Annotated in this window: 12 protein-coding genes; 5 read left to right on the top strand and 7 right to left on the bottom strand. The window is 55.6% G+C overall.

Annotated features, from left to right (window positions below):
- Positions 1-267 precede the first annotated feature (267 nt).
- The 3 genes from MMC1_RS20615 to MMC1_RS17225 all read right to left on the bottom strand — a co-directional run bounded on the left by MMC1_RS20615 (position 268) and on the right by MMC1_RS17225 (position 5748).
- Entirely contained in the window at positions 268-3447 is a 3180-nt protein-coding gene (locus MMC1_RS20615; protein WP_011714912.1) for a hybrid sensor histidine kinase/response regulator, read from the bottom strand.
- Positions 3444-4523: an ABC transporter substrate-binding protein gene (locus MMC1_RS17230; protein WP_011714911.1), complete on the bottom strand. Its 1080-nt coding sequence runs from the start codon at positions 4521-4523 to the stop codon at positions 3444-3446. The genes MMC1_RS20615 and MMC1_RS17230 overlap by 4 nt, the downstream gene beginning before the upstream one ends.
- Positions 4524-5100: 577 nt before the next feature.
- On the bottom strand, positions 5101-5748 hold the full coding sequence (locus MMC1_RS17225) for an XRE family transcriptional regulator (RefSeq protein ID WP_011714910.1): 648 nt from the start codon (positions 5746-5748) through the stop codon (positions 5101-5103).
- A 234-nt stretch (positions 5749-5982) separates the two neighbouring features.
- On the opposite strand from MMC1_RS17225, the gene MMC1_RS17220 reads away from it, so the two are divergent.
- The 3 genes from MMC1_RS17220 (at position 5983) to MMC1_RS20610 (ending at position 7670) form a co-directional block, all read left to right on the top strand.
- On the top strand, positions 5983-6210 hold the full coding sequence (locus MMC1_RS17220; RefSeq protein ID WP_041641383.1) for a hypothetical protein: 228 nt from the start codon (positions 5983-5985) through the stop codon (positions 6208-6210).
- Positions 6207-6611, top strand: a complete 405-nt coding sequence (locus tag MMC1_RS17215) for a hypothetical protein (RefSeq protein WP_011714909.1) — start codon at positions 6207-6209, stop codon at positions 6609-6611. Before MMC1_RS17220 ends, MMC1_RS17215 begins: the two co-directional genes overlap by 4 nt.
- Positions 6612-6920: 309 nt before the next feature.
- A complete protein-coding gene (locus tag MMC1_RS20610) occupies positions 6921-7670 on the top strand; it encodes a M48 family metallopeptidase (RefSeq protein ID WP_011714908.1) in 750 nt (249 codons plus the stop codon).
- Between the two features lie 62 nt (positions 7671-7732).
- Here the strand turns inward: MMC1_RS20610 and MMC1_RS17205 are convergent, their stop codons facing one another.
- From MMC1_RS17205 to MMC1_RS17190, 4 genes are all read right to left on the bottom strand, one after another.
- On the bottom strand, positions 7733-8950 hold the full coding sequence (locus MMC1_RS17205; protein WP_011714907.1) for a multidrug effflux MFS transporter: 1218 nt from the start codon (positions 8948-8950) through the stop codon (positions 7733-7735).
- A 35-nt stretch (positions 8951-8985) separates the two neighbouring features.
- Entirely contained in the window at positions 8986-11232 is a 2247-nt protein-coding gene (locus MMC1_RS17200) for an O-linked N-acetylglucosamine transferase, SPINDLY family protein (protein ID WP_160162733.1), read from the bottom strand.
- A 71-nt stretch (positions 11233-11303) separates the two neighbouring features.
- On the bottom strand, positions 11304-13274 hold the full coding sequence (locus tag MMC1_RS17195; RefSeq protein WP_011714905.1) for a serine/threonine-protein kinase: 1971 nt from the start codon (positions 13272-13274) through the stop codon (positions 11304-11306).
- Between the two features lie 129 nt (positions 13275-13403).
- A complete protein-coding gene (locus MMC1_RS17190) occupies positions 13404-15326 on the bottom strand; it encodes a serine/threonine-protein kinase (protein ID WP_041641382.1) in 1923 nt (640 codons plus the stop codon).
- A 514-nt stretch (positions 15327-15840) separates the two neighbouring features.
- Here MMC1_RS17190 and MMC1_RS17185 point away from each other — a divergent pair.
- Together MMC1_RS17185 and MMC1_RS17180 are read left to right on the top strand one after the other, a co-directional pair.
- On the top strand, positions 15841-16323 hold the full coding sequence (locus MMC1_RS17185) for a bacteriohemerythrin (RefSeq protein ID WP_011714903.1): 483 nt from the start codon (positions 15841-15843) through the stop codon (positions 16321-16323).
- A 271-nt stretch (positions 16324-16594) separates the two neighbouring features.
- Entirely contained in the window at positions 16595-16939 is a 345-nt protein-coding gene (locus tag MMC1_RS17180; protein WP_011714902.1) for a HesB/IscA family protein, read from the top strand.
- Positions 16940-17066: the final 127 nt, after the last annotated feature.

Raw genomic sequence — 17066 nt, 5'->3', positions numbered from 1 at the left:
TCAGTTTGGTGTATTGACGACACGCCATGCGACCTTCACGTGCCTGTCAAAATGGCACCCCTCTTACTCTACTAAAAAAGTGCAAGAGTTAGAAGAATACAATGGAGCTATGACACCTTTTCTGCCGCTGCGTTAAAAAGGGGCGACTTTTCTTGCACGTCACTGGGTGCCAGCAAGTAGCCTGTGAAGACGCAGGGTGGGGCATGCCGGGTGCAGGGACCGGCGGACCCCCCATGGGGATGACAAAGGGGGCCATGGAATGGTCGCTTAGAGCGATGCAACGTGTTCGGTTTCCTGCATCTGTAACGACAGACCTGTCTCCTTGGCGATGGCGCTAAAACCCAACTCCACCTGATAGCGTAAGAGGCTAAGCTGGTTGTGTTGTACCGAAGGTTGGCTGCTATGTTCTTCCATGATCTTGGCCATCTCCATCACCCGCTGTAGTCCCAAGGTGGCGGCACTGCCCGCCAATTTATGGGCGGTGTGGCGCAGGGCCCCTTCATCCCCATTCTCCAGCGCTTGCTGCATGCCGCTTAGACAATTTTCAGAAGTGGTTTTAAAAGCTTGTATAATGTTTAGTAAATGGTCTTGATCCATGTTTGAGACCAGATAACGTAACCTGGTCAGATTAAGACAGGTATCTTCCTCAGACTCTGTGGGGAGAGCGCTCTCGGTCGCTTCTGGCGCTGGTTCCGATAACGCCTGGGCAGGGGGGCGCGGCGGAGCCATGGGTAGACCAATGTGCGCCAAGGCATGGTTAAGTTGCACCAGCCGTATGGGTTTCGTCAAAACCTGCTGCATGCCGACCTCTAGGCAGCGATCCAGAGTGCTTTTTAATACATCCGCTGTTAAAGCGATAATGGGGGTCTGTTGGTTCATGCCTTGTTGGCGAATCTGCTCCGTGGCGCTTAACCCATCCATCTTAGGCATGCGTAGATCCATCAAAATTACCTGATAGGCACGCTGCTGGCACATAAGCACGGCCTCTTCCCCATGGTTGGCCACATCAACGTGATGTCCTTCATCCTCTAATAAGGCACAGACAACCTGTTGATTAACCGTCTCATCTTCCACCAACAACATCTGTAGTGGTCGTAGAGCAAGCGTCTCTTGCGGGGCGAACGCATCGGCAGGTAGAGGGGTATGCGCAACCTGCATGGGTAAGGTCACGCGAAAATGGGTGCCTTTGCCCTCGATGCTGGTGACACTAATGGCACCGGCCATCGCCTCGACCAAGCGTTTGCTGATGGCCAGTCCTAGCCCAGTACCCCCATAGTTGCGGGTGATGCTGCTATCGGCTTGGGTAAAAGGATTAAACAGATGGACAAGTTTTTCATCAGCAATTCCGATACCTTGATCTTGTACCGCTAACTCAACCCAAACAATATCGTCGATCCGTTCATGCACCAGCAAGCTTATTTTAACCCATCCCCGTGGGGTGAACTTAATGGCATTGCCAATTAAGTTGAGCGCCACTTGGCGTAGACGGGTGGCATCCCCCAGCATGGTACTGGGGAGTTTTTCATCCATATTAAGCTGTAGATCCAACTCCTTATTGCGGGCCTGTGGTTGCATCACTTCCAACAAATTAAGCAGTAGTTGGGTTGGGCTGAAAGGTGCGCGCTCCAATACCAACTGGCCAGCCTCAATTTTGGAAAGATCCAAGATATCGTTTAAAATATCCATCAAAACCACGCTACATTTGGAGATAGTCTCCACCTGTTGACGTTGTTCCACGCTAAGAGCGCTCCGTTGTAAAAGCTCTATCATGCCGGTTATGCCATTTAACGGGGTGCGTATCTCATGGCTCATGGTGGCTAAAAAGGCACTCTTAGCATGGTTGGCTGATTCCGCCTCCTGTTTCGCGGTGGAGAGCGCCCGTTCGGTCTCTTTTAGCGGGGTCACATCAAAAGCGCAGCCAATTAAAAACAGGATCTGCTTATGGGTATCGCGAAAGGCGGCACCCTGTTCACGAATCCAACGGGTGGTGCCATCGGGATGCAGAATACGATACTCCGCCTCCCACGGTTGACCGTTGCTGTTTAGAATGCGCTTGAGTACAAAACTGCGGTCACTCGGGTGGATGCTGGTCCATAGGGATTGTGGATCTTGCAACAGGCTCTCCCGTGATTTCCCCCAGATCTGTTCATAGGCCGGGCTAACAAAGTGCATGCTGGTCAGTAAGGGATCACTCATCCACACCACAGCAGGCAGGTTTTCGGTCACAATACGCAGGCGGGTTTCACTCTCACGGAGTGCCTGGGTACGCTGGGCAACCTCTTGCTCCAACCCCTCATGGGCGGTGCGCAGGGCCTCCTCGGCCATGCGTCGCGCCGAGATGTTGCGCACCGTGGTTAAAATGCCCGAAACCTCCCCCGTAGCCTGGGTGATTGGGGTGCGGATAACGTGCAGCCAAAGCGGGAGGTTGTCAGGGCCTACGGCCTCCTCTTCCTGTGCCGAGGGTGCGCCACTGGATAAGACCCATTGGTCGGCTTGCCGTATGCGTGCGGCTTGGTGGGGGGTAAACAGGCGGGCATCATCTTGGCCGAGGATCGCCTCTTTAGGAAGCCCCAAAAAATGGCAAAAGGCAGGGTTGACCACTTGATAGATACCGACCCGGTTTTTCAGGCTAATCAAATCGGGGTTGGCAGCCAGTAACGTTTCAAACCGGTTCCGCTGGGTCTGTAGATGGCGATGATATTCGCCAATGGAGCGAGACATAGCCGCAATGGCAATGGCCAAATGGCTGATCTCATCCCCTTCGGTCAAGGGTAACTTAGGCAGTGGTTCGTGGTGGGCAATGCACTTAGAAGCTTGTCGCAACAGGGCAACCGGTTGCAGCACCAAGTGCCGCAGCAAACCATAGACCAGCAAGATAAAGGCCGCTGTGAGCAGTGCTGCCACCAACAGGGTGGTGTGGCGTATGTTGCGTACCGCTGCGGTAAGTTGGGCATCGCTGGCAAGCAGCAAAATCTGCCAACGCCAAGGGGAAAACCCCTGTTGCAGATAGAGGGCCCCCGTGGCTTCATCCCCAGAGGGCGGCAGCGCGGTCAAGCGGCCCGTGCTGTCGGGAAGCAGAAGCTGCTTGAGCTCAATAGGGGGTTGTTTGGTGATGGGCTTGCTGGTGGCGTATTGAACATTGCCACGGGTATCGTAGATGATCAGCTGGACTTCGTGCTTTTGGGCAATGCGTTCCGCGTCGGCATAGATCTCCCGGCGGTATGTTTGCACAAAGGAGGCGATATCATTGAGATTATTTTCTTGCAAAATGACAAAGCGCCGCTGTAGAGCGTTTTCCATAAAGCCATCCAGCAGCGTTTGCAGATAGCGTTCGTTGGCCTTGGTTACTTCAGCCATGGTGGTGTGATGGTGCCACCAACCCAAACCAAAGAGCGCGAGCAAAATAGGCGGCAACAGCGTCAAAATAAACTTATGGCTCAGCTTCATGGCGACACCGTTTGGTAGAGGTTGCCTTTAGCCAACTCCATAATTTGCGAGGGGACCACCAGATCCATTTTGATGGCGGTCGCCAAATTAAGGCCGAACGCCATCATTTTTGGGGAAGTAATGGGTAGTTTTTCCGCAGGGGTGCCCAGCAAAATAGCCACAGCCCGCTGGGCCGCCTCTTTCCCTGTAGCCACGCTATCTGGGGAGAGGTGGAGCAGGGCGCCCTGTTGCACACTACGCAGGGTTAAACCAAACAGCACGGGGTGCTTGGAGTGGTTATTAAATAGCGTCATGTAGTCAGCACCATCGGCGATAGGATCGTGTGGAGACCACCAATAATCCACTTCACTTTCAAGGGCTACAATGGCTTGCTGTAGTGCGCTCAACATGTTGGGCAGCTGTTCTTGCTCCTCTTGGTAGGGGATAACCCGTTGCACCAGGGTGATGAGGGGCTGGGTGTGCATCAACTGTTCTAACTGTTTGGCGTCTCCCATGGCTGCGGGATAGTCGCTATGGATGAGACCAATGCGGATGGGCCGCTGCATGGCGGGCCAATTGAGCAATTGCTTGATGATGCTAAGGAGCACCGCCCGGTCGGCACTATTAGAGAAGCCGGTCACTGGGGTGGTGTTGGGTTTATCCAAAGAGGCAACCAGCCCGGCCTCCACTGGGTCGGCAACGGTCATAAACAGCAGGGGGATGTTTTGTCCTTTAAGCAGTGCCAGAGCCTCTTGGCTGGCGATGGTGGCGCTGGTGACCACCAGATCTGGACGCCGCTGGGCCAAAGCCTCGGTTAAAAGCGCCCGTGCCTGTTGGCGGTCACCATTGGGTCGCAAAATATGTAGATCGAGGTTGACCCCACTCTGAAACCCTAGGTGATGCAGTTGCTGAATAAAAGCGCTTGTCTGCGAATCAATGGTAGGCGCTGCCAAGGTGGGCATAAGAATGACTTGGTAGCGAGGGGGGAATTCTGTGTTGGCCCAGCTTGAGCGGGCAAAACCGAGCAGCAAAACCATGCCCAGTACGGCTCTGAAGAGAGGATTGCAAAGCCGTTTCCGCTGGGGATGAGGTGCCATGATTTACCTCTCTAAGGCTTCATAAAGAACGAAGGTAGATCCTCTGTCAAAACAGCGACACCCTCCGCATGCTCATGCAAAACACCCGACCTAAAGCCTCATCTAACGGGGCCGCTTGGCCATGATAAATGCACTGCCACGCTAAAGGGCATGGCTCTCCCCGATTTTTCCCAGACTGGATAGCCCAAGGCGTTGGCTACGAAGTGGGGAGCACCTCCCCCAGCGAGGGACAGAGCTCGTATTTGGGACAGCAACGTTGCCGCCAAACCCTGCTGATAGAGAGGATTTAACGGACCCAGACAACAAGATCGACCTTTACCGCTATTATTATGGATACCCCAGGCATGGCTGAATTGTCAATTTATAGCTGGTGTATTTGGTGGGAATTGAGGTTTAGCGTGTGAGTTATATAAAGAGATTTTTAGTATGGTTGGGTGTTAGATTGGAAAATCCTATAATAATCAATAGAGTAAGTCGTTGTTGGTGGGGGCAGGCAGCGGGACGGCTGCCGAGCTGGAGGGCCTCTTTAGGCCGCTAGCATGACACCGGGGCGTGTTAGCTTATGCGTCGGATGGGATTAGATGCGACGCCCTACCCACACCACTCGTCCTATAACGCACAGTTGACGGGCTTGCTCGGGCGAGGCGCTCTGCTCTTTATAAATTGGATTGTCACTGCGAATTAAAATGGTGCCGTCCAGCATACGTTGGGCGCGTTTGACAATAAGATGATTTTCCAACCGCAAGACATAAATGGCATCATCGCGCACCTCCACCCGGCGCAGATCCAACAGCAGCATGTCACCACCGCGCAAGGTGGGTTCCATGCTATCGCCATGGACGTTTATCAGCGCTAAACGCTCACTATCGAGCCCCATTTCACCAATGATCCAGTCGGATTTGAAGGCCAATTTTTCCACAATGGGCTCTTCATCAATGGCGCCACCATGCCCTGCGCTGGCCTCCACCGCATAACGGGGCACCAGCGTATATTCATCGTCAGGCAGGCTTGATTCCATCTGGCTGGCTTGCCCGCAAGCCAGCCAACCAACATCCACATCAGCCGCTTGTGCAATCGCCACCAAGCGGGATGCTTTTGGTTCAGACTGGCCGGTCAAATAGGTTTCGATGGTGCGCCGGGGAATACCACTCAGGCGGGCCAGCGTATCGCCACTGCCAACCTTTTGGGCACACTGCCGAATGCGTTGGGATAATGCGGCATGCATAAGGACGCTCCTTTTAAGATCGCGGTACAACATAGCAGTAAGCTGCTATATCGCTAATAACTGCCATTATATCAAATCTTAGTCAAGCAAAAACCGCGTTGTATGACAAAAATTGAGCCCGATAAACGGTGAAAAAATGCTTGTCAACATAGCAGAAAACAGCTATTACTGTAGACATCAACGCAGGAAAAACTAACACAACGCAGATTGCTGCTTGATTTGAGAGGATAGATCATGCAAACTCAAAAACAGCTGGAGACGGTTATGGTGTGTCTCAAAGGAAACCAGCAGCGACAAGGCCAAGCGGTGGCCCTATGGGGTGATTTTGTGCTGGTGATGTTGGAGGGTGAAGAACCGACCCCGCGTCCCTACGACCCCGCGCTGATCCGCAGTGTCGATGGTCAGCCATGGTACGCCGCCCCAACCCGGGGCATGCAGCACGCCTGGGGGCGGCCATCATGAGTGATTTTTGCGGTGTAGAGCCTCATGTGGCCGTGCCGGGGGGCAAGCAAAGGTGGCCAGACCCCCCCAGCGCGGCCCTGCCAGCGTCGACTCAGCGGGGGGCGGTGGCCAATGATTGTGACCCGTCGGATTATAGGACAAGCGCGGAGACCGAAGGCGTGGTGTTCAGCGGAGCCAGCGTTGGCGTGGCTGACCTAGAGTCGTTGGCCCGTAAGCATATTGAAGGGGCCGCCCTGGATCGGCTGAACTGGGCCTCTCGCTGCTATCGGGTGGTGGGTGCCTTAATCTCTCCCCATAGCGATTTGGCGGATGTCTCTGCACGAGATCTTTCGGACTTAATGGATTTTTTTGATCGTGTTATCGGTGATGCCCTACAAGAGTTGCAACGGGATATCTACTGATGACGCTAGGCCGGGGGTTAACCCTCTGCAACCATTGCGGCTGCCACCGCAATGGAAGCCGCACCTAGATTTGGGTGTGGCTGTGGGGGGAATGCCTCCCTGACGCTGGATGCGTCTTACACGTGGTGTGTGGTGTACTCCCTTCCACAGGCGCGTGGTCCGTTGCAATGCGGACATATCTTGTTCATGGCCGGATGTGCGCACATCCGGCCATTTTTTTTTGTGTGGTGAGGGTTGTTTGTTAACCACTCTACTATGGTAAGGTCGGTAAATCGTACAGCGAGCGGGGAAGAGGTGAGGGAAACAGGGATGGAGCATCAGCAGCAGTTGGTATGGCAGCAGTGGCAGGTGCCCGTTCACTATCGCCGCTCATCGCGGGCTCGGCATCTGCGCATTACCATTGGGCAGCAGGCGGTGCGGGTGAGCATGCCCCCCGGTGTAAGCTTGCAAGAGGCCCAGGCCTTTGTTCAACGCAAAGAGGCGTGGATCGGCCAACACTGGAGCCGTAACCAACACCAAGCACCGCCTCGGTTGTCCGGGTTAACCGATGGTATGACGGTGATGCTGTGGGCCGAGCCGGTTTCGTTGGTCTGGCAGCCGGCTACCGAGGCGCGGGTGATCTTAGCGCGGCACCAACAGCAGTTACACGCGTGGGTCCCCGCCGCATGGAGCGACGCGGTGGCGCAGCAGGCGCTACAAACCGCGCTAAAGCGTTATTTGTCCCAGACCTTGTTGGATGCCTTGCACGGGTGGTTGCCACGCTATAGCCAACCTTATGCTTTGCACCCCACTGGCATGCGTGTACGACTCATGCGTAGTCGTTGGGGGAGTTGCGGGGTGCGGGGCACCTTAAATTTTAATCGCCATTTGGTCCATGCGCCACCTGCGGTGGCAGAGTATGTGCTCGTGCATGAATTAGCCCATTTGCGTCACCGTAATCACGGGCCACGCTTTTGGCAACTGGTGGCCGAGATGGACCCTCTCTATGGGGAGCACCGCCACTGGTTGCGAAGCCACGGGCAGGGGTTAGGGCTAAAAATCGGGGATCTGTTGCTCTGATTGAGCAGGGGATCATCTGGGGTGGGCAGGGGGTTCGGATGGCGTTGCATGGTTCATGTTTATCAGGATTCAGCGGTGCGTGCCTGACACCATAGAACGGTTATCAAGGCCACCGAATTAAGCACCGCAAAACTGCTGATGAGTGGAACGACGCTCCCATTAAAAGCCTGACCAATGGCCGTGCCCAAAGAGACCGCCATGAGGGATGAGAGCCCCCCCACCACGCTAGAGGCCACGCCCGCCAGATGACCCATCGGTTCCAACGCCAGCGCTGTCACATTACCCATGAGAATGCCGATACAGAAGAATGAGAGAAAACCCCAGAGAATAAAGCCCGTCAAGGAGAGTGGGTTGGCGCTCCAAGAGATCACCAGTAAACAGACCGTAGCGGTCACAACAGTGCCAATGAGGGCGACTATGGTAAGCAGACGCATACCAAAGCGCATGACCAATTTGGCATTACTGATGCTGGCAAACCCCACCGAAAGCGCCATAAGACCAAAATAAAAAGGGAACGCGCTGCCCAAGTGATAAAGATGCTGAAAAATGGTTTGAGCAGAGACCAAATAGCCCAAAAAAGCACCAAAAATAAGGCCATTAGCGACGGTATAGGTTCGTGTAATGGGGTGGCTTAGGGCCTCTGTAAAAAGGCTTTTTAAGCGTGATAGCGAGAACGGGTGGCGATGGTTGGGCGATAGGGTTTCTGGCTGACGCAGGCCAAACCAGACCATGACCAACACAGCGGTGAGTAACAGCAGTATGAAGATCATGCGCCAATGGCTAAGATTTAAAATGAGTTGTCCCAGCGTCGGTGCGATAACCGGTACCAAGATAAACAGGGCCATGACCATGGACATAATACGGGCCATGTGGCGTCCTGCATAGAGATCCCGCACCAGGGCCATGGAGACCGTGCGTGGGCTGGAGATCCCCAAACCTTCCAAAAAACGCCCTAGCAGCAGGGTGGTGCTGGTTTCGGCAAAAATACAGATCAGCGTACCGAGCATGAAGATAGCCAAGCCTAAAATAATCATAGGTTTGCGACCTGTTGTGTCGGAGATGGGGCTAAAGATCACCTGACCACAGGTAAAACCGGCAAACATGACGGAGATAATAAGCTGATTTTCTTTAGGTCCGCTGCTCTGTAAGGCGGTGCCAATTTGATCTAAGGCAGGCATCATGGCGTCGATAGAGAGTGCGACTAGGGCGATCAAGAGCGCCAACAAGGGCACAAACTCCCGCAGGGGCAGGGCATGAGGGGGCTGCGTGGTGATGGACATGGAGGGGGTTCCTCAACGTTATGGAAAGGGGGGCATTATGGGCGCGCGATGGGTTGATCAAGGGTTGCTCCCGAGCCGTCAATGAGGCGATGTTGGCCATGGCTATGGTTACGCCACATCTGCTGGTAGAGATGCTCTAAATGGGTGGTAAAGAGGGGGGCATCGTAGAGAGGGGCATGTTCTCTGGTTTGTCGTAAACGGTCACGCAGCGCGGCGCGGCGCTGAGGGTCGTGGGCCAATGCTTGAGCCAGCGCCAAGTAGTGTTCGCCATCCTCCACCACCAGCTCTTGCATGCCCATGTTAATGGCAAGGCAGGTCGAAACGCGAGAGGCAAAGGTTTCTCCCCGCCAAGCCACCAGCGGTACCCCGCTCCAGAGGGCATCACTGGCGGTGGTGTGGGAGGTGTAGGGAAAGGTATCCAAGGCCACATCCACCAAGGGCAAGCGGCCCATGTGTGCTGCCATGGAGAGACGCGGCGCAAAAATCACCCGCTGTTTGGCAATGCCATGGGCTGCAAAATGGGCCTGTAAATGTTCCACCGCCGCCGGCAGATCGGGATCCAACAGCCACAAAACACCATGTTCAACGGCATGCAGCAGCCGACTCCACAGCGCCACAATCTGGGGGGTGATTTTGTAGCTCTGGTTAAAGCTGCCAAATACCACCCCTTGGGGGGGCAGACCGGCCTCTTGACGGCTGGGGGTTGGATCGCAGGCCAGCGTGCGCGGGTTGGGCTGGTAGCAATGGGGCATAATCGCCAACCACTCGGCGTGCAAGTGCGCCTCATGGGCGGGGGTGTTGATGGGATCCCCCACCAGATAATCGGCCAGCCGTCGATCCCCCATGCCACCGGGATAACCCAACCAGCTAACCTGCACCGGGGCCGGTCGGTGGGCCAAAATTCCGGGTCGGGCATGGGTGGTGTAGCCCATCATATCCACCAAAATATCGATCTCTTGGGCGGCAATGAAGCGGGCTGCGGCAGCGTCATCTAAATGACCGATGAGATGAAAGTGGTGTACTGCCTGTTTGACCCTCTGGCGCATGGCATCGTCGGTGTCGGGGCCAATGGCAAATGCGGTAAGGGTAAATTGGCGGCGATCATGCCCTTCCAACACGCCGATGGCTAAGCGCGAAATGGCATGGTTGCGAAAATCCGCAGAGAGGTAACCAATGCGCAGGGGGCTACCCGTGGCGCGGGGGCGATGGGCCGCAGCCAAGGGGGGCTGCGCCATAATAGCGCCAAAGGAGAGCTGGGTAAACTGTGCCCCCGCTTGACGCTGTAGAGCGGCACCGATTTGGGGTAGATAAGTGGTAATAAAGGGGACCAGTGGGGGCGCGTGTTGGGCACGCTCCCCCCCAAGCAGTGCCTTAACCCCGGCAATGTGCGCCTCTAGGCGGTCCCAACGGCAGAGCATCATATCACACAAGATCATGCTGCCCAGTGCGCCGCCTAACTGGGGATCCAACCGGTAGGCGTTGCTATAGTGCTGGGCTGCCGTGGCATGGTCATTTTGCAGCAGATAGACGTAACCCAAATTATAGTGAAACATCGCCACGCTGGGACGTAGCTCAATGGCGGCCTGATAGTGGTGAATGGCCTGGGCAAAGTGTCGTTGATCGGTATAGAGATTGGCCAGTTGGTTGTGGGCCTCGGGCAGGCTGGCTTGCTGCTGGATGACCAGCAGATAGTTCTGCTCGGCCTGTTGGGCTTCCCCCAAGCGTTGCTGACACTCGGCCAGATGCAAACGGGCCAGATAAAAATGGGGGTGTTGGCTAAGGATCTCGGCAAAGGCTTGCTTGGCCTGTTGCGGTTCGCCCAGACGTTGCCACAGACGGCCCAAGCGAAAGCGGGCGCTATTGAGCCCCCCCTCCAAGGTGACAGCTTGCTGGTAACATTGGAGGGCAGCTTGGAGCTCCCCGGCGCCCTCCAATAAGCGGCCAAGTCCGTGGTGGGCGCTGCCCAGGTGCGGATTAAACCCGAGGGCGGTGCGAAAGGCCGTGTGCGCCTCTGGCAGGCGTTGGGCCTCTTCCAGCAGTTCGCCCAATCCCACCAGCGCTTGCCCCTGCTGATCGGGGGCGGTGATGGCCATGCGCCATAAACGCTCTGCTTGGGGTATGTCATGCAGCTTTTCCGCTGCTTGGGCGGCAAGTTGCCAGAGGGCATAAGGGTGTGGCCCCGGCTTTTTGAGCTGTCGGTTGGCCTGCTGGAGGGCTTGGGCAAAACGGCCCTGTTGCATCGCTTGGCTTAGGGCTGTGCCGAGGGGATCGTGCTGGGGCATGGTCATTCCGGTCGTGTCGAGCTTGAGTAGAGGGTACCATTATGCCATGGCAAACGGGGGATGCAATGCTACTACTCGGTCTTGGGGGTGGGGGCGACCCGTTGACCACGGGGTTTGCTCTGTTTGGGACCCGGTGGTGCCGTTGGGCGCTGCATGCGCTGAAGCGCCTCTTGCGCGCCATGCACCCCCGCTTTGGCCGCTTCACGATACCAATGGCGGGCCTGTAGTCGATTGCGCATCACCCCTTCCCCCCGCATGAGCATTTGTGCCAGCATCTTTTGCGCGGGGCCATGCCCCCCCAGGGCCAAGGATTCAAAACCACGCCGGGCCGTCGCAAGATTTTTTGGCACGCCGTTGCCACTGTAGTACTGCATGGCCAGTAAAAAGTGGGCCTGTCGACTGCCTTGCAGAGCGGCCTGCTGTCGCCAGTAGAGGGCCTCTGCGGTGTTACGGGGGGTGCCGCGCCCCCGCATGAGCAGCTCGGCCAGGGCCAATTGTGCCTCAACCTCTCCGCTCTCTGCGGCGGCTTGGTACCAGTAACAGGCCCCTTTTGGATCGGGTGGAATGTGGGGTGGCGTACCCTGTAAGGCCTTTTTCGCCAACCGCAGTTGGGCGTCAATCCAACCTTGATGGGCGGCATAGGTGAGCCAGTGGTGTGCTTCATTCTCGTTACAGGGGATAAGTCCGGCATCCAGATCCTGAGCCAACGCCCATTGGGCTTCATCAAAACCCGCCAGGGCCGCATGCCACAGCCAGTTGATGGCCTGATCCAAGGCCGGGCTGCCGATCTGATCGCTAAGGGCCTGGGTAAACTTTTCCATGGCATAGCGGTACATGGCTTTGCTGTGCCCCTGCTGGGCAGCCTGTTTGTAAAAGGTCGCGGCGGTCATGCCACGGCTGCCCAATTGAGGGTGCTCCTTGAGCAGTTTAGCCAGCTGCACCGTGGCCTCCAGATCCCCCGCCGCTGAGCCCGCAAACAGGTGATCACGGGCCGCTTGCAGGGCCTCTTGGGTGCTGCTTCGTAAACGCAGTTGGGCCGTCGCCCGATGGGCGGCATGAGCCCCGTCCTGGGCCGCTTCCATATAGGCCAGTTGCGCTTCGTCCCGATGTTTCATGCGGTAGTAGTGATCCCCCGCCAAGAGTTGAGGGTGGGGGCGTGGTAACTCAGGGGCGGGCTGGTGAAGATCAAAACGTTCCAGCCATTGTTGAATATCTGCGGGACGCTGGGCCACATCTAGGGTTAAAGCACAATCCACCGCTTCGAGTAGGGCGGGGCTAAAGAGATCCAGATAGCGACGGCGCAAAGCGCGGTAGGGATCTTCACCATAATCATTACGGTAAAGGTGGCGCACCACACTGTTGATCGGGGGTTCGCCCACCAGCAGACGATGCAGGGTAGCGCCTAGGGTGTAGAGGTCGCTGGCTGGGCCGACGCCCTCTCCGGTGTGCATTTCTAATGCGCTGTAACCCCGGTCAAAATGAAAATTGGCTTCGCCCCGTTGCAGACTGCCCATGGACCAGGCTGAGCCAAAATTGGTAAGCATGGGCTGGCCATCGGGTTGGATTAACAGGGTGCTGGGGCGTAGATTAAGATGGCTCTGTCCCAACTCATGCAACTGGCTAAGGGCTTGGCAAATGGGGCTGAGCAGTTGGAGGATTTCCCACTCGTTTAAAAAGCGGCGTTTTGCGAGGGATTCTAAATCCTCCCCTTGGACATAACGCAACACCATATAACTGCTGCCAAGGGCATCAAAATGGTCCAACAAGGGGGGAATAGAGGGGTGTTTAAGGTGGGCTAACAGCTGTGTTTCATAGCGAAAACGCTGACGTTGAGCCGCATAGGCGGCTTGATTGTCGGCACGGACTGAAATCCCCCCTAGGCTATCCCGATGCACCGGCAGCTGGGGCATGAACTCTTTAACCACCACCGGACCACTGGCATGAAAGGCCAGATAGACGATGGCAAAGCTGCTGCGCGCCAGCTCCGCATGGATCTGGTAATTGCCTAGGGTATAGCCTTCGGGTAGAGCGCGGTTATGCATGCAGCAATCCTGCAATAGGAAAAAAAATGAACGCACTCTGCGTATCGGCAGAGATGCGCCTATTGGGCACTGTTTTTTTTGGTTTTCCTCCCTTTTTGACAAGGCGCCGCGGCGCGATCTGTCCTATCCTTAACCTGCGGGCGGTTGGGGAAGGCGCAGAATCAACAGCCGCTGTAGGGCTTGTTGGGCACCCTCCACCTGTTGAGCGGCTGCTTGCATATACCACTTAATGGCCTCACCCACCTGACGTGGCCCGCCTTCACCCCGTGCCAGCATATCCCCCAACCGCTTTTGCGCCGGGCCGTAACCCCCTTGGGCAGCTTGTTGAAAGAGCGTGCGGGCCCGGTTGCGATCACGGATCACCCCATGCCCTTTGTGCAACTGTAACGCCATATGGTAATAGGCCTGCTCGCTCTGCTGTTGAGCCGCCACCTCAAACCAGTAAAAGGCTTGTTTGGGGTCCCGTGCCACCCCACGGCCCTGTAAAAAGCCTTGTGCCAGCATTAACTGGCCTTGCAAGGCTCCATGCAAAGCAGCCTGACGGTACCAATAGTAGGCCTGGCTTAGATCAACCTCAGGCAGGGGGGCATCGCCTGCTTCGTACCAGCCAGCCAGTCGCAGAGCTGCTTTAGGCCACTCTTGAAAGGCAACCATCTGGAGCCAATCAAAAGGGTGCTCGGGGGGAAGCGAGGGTAGCTGTTTATCCTGTAACTCCTGAAACAGCCGCCACTGTGCTTCGGCGTAGCCCATTTGGGCGGCCCGGCGTAGCCAATGAATGCCCTTAATCAATGCCTGTGGCTGTCCCGCCTTGGCGCGGGCCTGTTTGAGCAACAGATGGGCATAACGATACATGCCCTTGCGATTGCCCAATTTGGCCGCCTGTTGGTAAAAGGCTATAGGGGTGTGCTCGGGTGGCTGGGCCAGCTTGGGATGATCCCGCAGCAGCGCACCCAACAGCACCGCGCAGCCAGCATCCCCTGCCATACTACCCGCCAGCAACGCTGCATGAATGGTAGATGGGTGCGCTTTATCCGCCTTGAGCAGGTTGGCGATGGCACGATGGGCCGCATAATCCCCCGCCTGAGCGGCACTTTGATAGGCTTGTAGCGCTTCATCTGGCCGCTCGGCGTAAAGCTGTCGATCACCCTCTAGCAGCATGGGGTGGGGGTGGTCGCTGCCACGATAGCGGGGCTGTAGGTGGTGTGTAAGCCAGTGATGTAGATCGCCGGGGCGTTGGGTGCTCTCTAAGATTAGGGCTGTATCAATGGCATCCAAGAGAGCGCGGCTGTAGCGGTGGGCAAAATCTTTGTGCAAAGGGCGCTGGGGGTCGCTGCCCAGCTTGTGTAAGTGATAGTGCCGGATCTGACTGCAAACCGGTGCATGGCCAGTGAGCAGCCGGTAGGCAAGGGCACCAAGACTATAAAGGTCGCTGTGGCAGCCCACATGCTGTTTGGTAAACAGTTCATAGGGGCTATAGTCGCGGGTAAAAAGGGGGTCGGCGCGTCCCCGTTCCAGCTCTTTTTGGTGCCAAGCTGCTCCAAAATCAATGAGTACCGGAGACCCATCCTGCTGCAATAAAACATTATTTGGCTTGATATCCAGATGGCAATAGCCAGCCTCATGAACAGCGATCAACCCTTGGGCAAGGGCGACCAGCAGGGCGTGGAGCTCGCCTTCATGCAGCGGGCGACGGCGGATGCGTTGGTGCAGATTTTCGCCCGCAACATAGGGCATGACCAGATAGCTGGTGCCGAGGGCATCAAAGCTCTCCTCCAGAGGGATAATACCAGGGTGGTGTAACCGAGCGAGCAGTTCAGCTTCATGACGAAAGCGGCTGCGGTTATGCTTAAAATACCCCACATCCCCACGATTAGGGGTTACGTTGCCCGCCTCATCACGGTAGATTTGCGCCTTGGGAAAAAACTCTTTAATCACCACCGCGTGGCTTGTACGCTGGGCCAGATAGGCAATGGCATAGGTGCCTGTTGCCATCACCTTATCAAGGGTGTAGCGGGTCAGCTTAAAGCCGGGAGGGAGCGGTGGTTGTAACATAAGCTGTACGCTTTTCCACACCGGAGCAGCCGTTGGGTTGCAGGGTGTCGGGTTTGGGATAAAGCATGCCATGGCACGCCATGCTGTTTAACCATATGCGTGAGCGATGCATTGCTCTCGGCGCGGTGGCTGAGTGCGGTTTGCCCGTCCCTTTATACCGATTCGATCCCCAAACGCCATGGGTGGGGAGGCAGGGTTGACCCACTATAGCGGGTTGATACGGGTAAGAAAATGAAATCTTACCCCCAGTTAGACGGCTTTGCCCGGCTTTAAGGTAAACAAGTACGTCAGGGATAAGGCGAGGCGGAAGCACAAAACGTTGGCCAGCAAAAAACGGCGTATAACCATAGAGGGAGGCCGGTTGTTTGGATGGGTTACAGAGATGGATTAAGATGTGTGTAAAAATTTCCAAACGGTGTTACGTAACCCCCTAAATAGGGTAAAATGAGAAGTGCGGCTAGCGTGAAGATGCTGAAGAAACGGTCCGTCAAAGCGGTGCAAGGAGCGCACAATCATGAAAACCCTCTCCATCAATCCTGCGTTTGTTACCGGGTTGGATGAAATTGATCTGCAACACGCCTTTTTTGTGGATCTACTGGCGCGTTTGACGCCCGCCCTGCGCAACAGCAAAAGCTTGCCCCGACAAGTACGCTTACTGCAAGAGATCCAACTGTTTGCCGCTTTTCACTTTCACTCGGAAGAGAATCTTTATCGCGAGCATGGTTTGTCTGACCACCAGCTGACGCACCATCAAAAGCGCCATGGAGAGCTGCTCGGTGCACTAAATCACTATATTTTTCAGTTGGAACAGGAAAAAGAGACGGTGGAGAGCATTCTCGCCGTGCTGGGGGATTGGTTCGCCTTTCATGCGGTAGAAGAGGATGGTTATGCCGTCACAACACTCTTTTCTCAACAGGCTGAGGCAGAATCACGCAACCAAACCAATATGCTGAGCTTGAGTTTACAAAGTTTCGATCCAGACGATCCCTTTGGTTAAGGTGGGCCACTGCTACGCTCAGCCTACGCTTGCGGTGGTGGCCCGGTTTTGCCTGCCACAAGGGGCCTCTGCCCGCTGGGGTTGCCTGGGGTTTGTTGTGTCGTAAACCTTGCAAAACCGACAAATCGTCTGAAACAAAACAATAATATAATCTATATATATTTGAAATATATCATTATATCTTTGGTATGCCCGTTGCGTTTGTTGTGCCATGTGAGGGTGTTGGTTAACCTGATTTCCATCGGTGGGCGATCCCCACAAGGAGAGAAGCATGTTTCAGTTGACACCTGGGGCTGTCAAAGCTGCCAAACGTTTTATTCGTTATTCTGAAGAGCCGGTGTTGGGTCTGCGGGTGGGCATTAACAGTGGTGGATGTTCGGGGTTTCGCTACGAGGTTGAGCTGTGCAAAGCCTTAGTGGACGGGGATGAACTGATCACCATTGACGGCGTAAAAATTTATACCGATCCGGTCTCTATTCCCTACATCAAAGGCATGACCATTGATTTTAAAGAGACCATGATGGAGAGCAAGTTTGTCTTTGATAACCCCAATGCCTCTAGCAGCTGCGGCTGTGGTAACTCTTTTGAAATTCACCAAATTGCCGAGGTCGAATAATTAAGGCGCGTCCTTAATAGACCCAAGGGTGCATTCTGCCTTTGTTACGAGAGAGGCCCCTTAATCGCGCACATTTGCGTACACCTTTCTTTCTCCAGCCTGTGGCAGCCGTTTCGAGAGTGCATTT

This window comes from Magnetococcus marinus MC-1, from assembly GCF_000014865.1.
GTDB lineage: Bacteria > Pseudomonadota > Magnetococcia > Magnetococcales > Magnetococcaceae > Magnetococcus > Magnetococcus marinus.
Note: the sequence above shows the minus strand (reverse complement) of the source record. Positions and strands in the feature narration are given on the sequence as shown.